The sequence below is a fragment of the Candidatus Symbiopectobacterium sp. NZEC135 genome (assembly GCF_025962695.1).
The window spans coordinates 1-1,099 of sequence record NZ_JAGFPF010000641.1; the positions used below are offsets into that span (position 1 = coordinate 1).

Annotated in this window: 1 protein-coding gene and 1 pseudogene; one reads left to right on the plus strand and one right to left on the minus strand. The window is 50.5% G+C overall.

Annotated elements, in window-relative coordinates; translation table 11 throughout:
• Positions 1 to 226: 226 nt before the first annotated feature.
• Positions 227 to 823, plus strand: a complete 597-nt coding sequence (locus J5224_RS29390) for a DJ-1/PfpI family protein (protein ID WP_264628602.1) — start codon at positions 227 to 229, stop codon at positions 821 to 823.
• A 37-nt stretch (positions 824 to 860) separates the two neighbouring features.
• Here J5224_RS29390 and J5224_RS29395 read toward each other — a convergent pair.
• A pseudogene (locus tag J5224_RS29395) lies at positions 861 to 1,099 on the minus strand (hypothetical protein); the annotation flags it as partial.

A 1,099-nucleotide genomic window follows, 5' to 3' on the forward strand; every position in this document is an offset into this window, starting at 1 on the left:
TAAAACGAGCCGAAATTTGATACCAAGTAAACAAGAAATACATACCAGCACATACTACAACAGAGTGATAATGGCAGAGCGAAAATATGTAGGATTTCTTATTTTTCGGAATAAGCAACTACCATACCCCGGTTGATAAGCACTATGTTCTCGCTGGACTGACGTTTCTTTTTTATGCGCAAGGTTATACCATCGACAGGATAAGCCTTCCCGTGGAGACCCGGCAATGACACTGCAAATTGGTATTTATGTTTTTGATAACGTTGAGGTATTGGATTTTGCTGGGCCTTATGAAGTCTTTACCTGCGCAACGCGTGTCGCAGGCGGACCCGAACCGCGTTTTAACGTGTTCACACTCGGTGAGAAGCGTGCGTCCGTGCGGGCTCGTGCAGGATTAAAGATCGATCCAGATTATGCTCTCGACGATCACCCGGCGCTGGATTGTCTGATCGTGCCTGGCGGGGTGGTTACCGCCGAAATGGAAAAATCATCGGTTATCGACTGGCTTGCTCGCCAAATCCCGCAAACAACCATTACTGCATCTGTTTGCACTGGCGTTTTTTTGCTCGCTAAAACCGGAAAATTCGACAGCAGTTCGGTCACCACCCATTGGGAAGACATTGCCGACTTGAAAGCACTGTTCCCGACGCTAGACGTGAAAAGCGATGTGCGCTGGGTTGATCAAGGGGCGTTGGTCTCATCGGCGGGGATTTCCGCTGGTATTGATATGAGCCTGCATCTGGTCGAGCGTTTTGCCGGGCGCGCGCTGGCAGAAAGCACCGCCAGACAGCTGGAGTTTGATTGGACAGAAAACCCTGAATGATGCGAAACAGGCTGGCTCGCCAGCCTGTTCCTGGGCTTTACTTCACTGCATCGCTCATGATTTTACCGAGAGTAACCACCAACTCCTCACCGCGTTGCATCGCTGGCGCGTAAGCTTTGTCGTTTACCATGGTGACCGGTTGGATCTCCAGCACGCGGCCCTTAAACAAGGTTGAACACACCTGGTGAACCACTTTTTCATTCATTACCGTTTGCAGGCAGCGAAATCTGGGCGCACCGGGCACCGTCAGATCTTTCATTTCCGGTTTGATACGCT

Coding starts and splice junctions, on each gene's coding strand:
- J5224_RS29390 (WP_264628602.1), top strand. CDS start 227: ATGACACTGCAAATTGGTATTTATGTTTTTGATAACGTTGAGGTATTG.